This window comes from Paenibacillus sp. 01T422, assembly GCF_056398785.1.
On sequence record NZ_JBFTQB010001284.1, the window covers coordinates 1 to 1,294 of the forward strand.

At 43.3% G+C, this 1,294-nt stretch carries 1 protein-coding gene and 1 pseudogene; both read left to right on the forward strand.

The window, feature by feature from the left end; translation table 11 throughout:
• Positions 1-204, forward strand: a pseudogene (locus AC1DUA_RS38030) (hypothetical protein); the annotation flags it as partial.
• A 190-nt stretch (positions 205-394) separates the two neighbouring features.
• A partial coding sequence (locus AC1DUA_RS38035; protein ID WP_477504635.1) for an ABC transporter substrate-binding protein occupies positions 395-1,294 on the forward strand: 900 nt, incomplete at its 3' end.

The window sequence follows — 1,294 nt, forward strand, 5'->3', positions numbered from 1 at the left end:
ACATTAGCCGATGAGCTAGCAGAAGAAATCCTCACACACGATCGCGGGATTCTTCGTGCTTCTATTGATGATTTCCATTATCCTAGTCATAAATATCGTTCGATGCGCGGAGAGTGGACGCCTCGTTCGTATTATGATACCGACTCTTACAACGCAGGCATTAATAATTTGCGCAATGGAAAAACTAGTTCAAAAATAATTTAGTTCTTTTTGGGCTAGCTTTACTATTATTCGGAGGTTTTGAATTACGCTAGAATTCACGCTCCTTTTACTTTCATCGCCCTTCATGATAATTTTATAAGTTAGAAGCAGAGCATTTTGAATTTAATGTCCCTTTCACTTTGATTAGATGGTGACAGAAACAACAACAGAGAAATGAGAGGGGCAACAACATATGAAAAAACTAAGTCAAACAGTCGTAAGCGCTATCGTAGTTGGTGGTTTGTTGGCGGGATGTTCTTCGCAAAGCAATAGCGGAAGCGCATCAAGCAATTCATCAGCGGAACCAAAGCAAACAGATGCAGCTGTGACAAAAGAAGAAAAAGTAAAACTTACATTCTGGAGAAACTCAGGGAATGATACGGAGAATGCTGCCTATGATAAGCTTGTGGCATCCTTTATGCAGAAGTACCCGAATATCTCCGTGGAGATGACACCGATTCCATACTCTGATTATGACACGAAATTGCGTGTATCCATCGCTTCCGGCAGCCCACCGGACATCATGGCGTTAGATGCACCTACCGTCGGTTCGTATGCAAACGCTGGAGCGCTTAAACCATTAACCGCCTACTTCAAAGCAGACGGTAATATGGATGATGTTCCAAAATCAACACTTGCGACCTACACATATCAAAATGAAATCTACATGGCACCTCTGACGGAATCTTCAATTGCGATGTTCTATAACAAAAGGCTTTTCCAAGCGAAAGGTATTCCGCTTCCGTCTAAAAATCCAGATGAGCCATGGACTTGGGATCAAGTTCTGGATGCTGCAAAAAAAGTAAATGACCCAGCGAATGGCATCTTTGGTATTGACCCGGCGCAAGGCTTTGGCAATGCGGGTGCAACCGCTTATTTCAAATATCCGATCGTTTGGCAATTCGGTGGGGAAATTATGAGTCCAGATGGAAAAACATCCAAAGGCTTCCTAGACTCGCCGCAAACGAAAAAAGCCGTTCAGTTCTTCTCCGATCTGTATAACAAAGATAAAGTATCTGCTTTGGAGTATCCACCAGATCCGTTCCCGAACGGCAAATTGGCTATTACGATTGATGGCTCGTGGTCCCTGGCT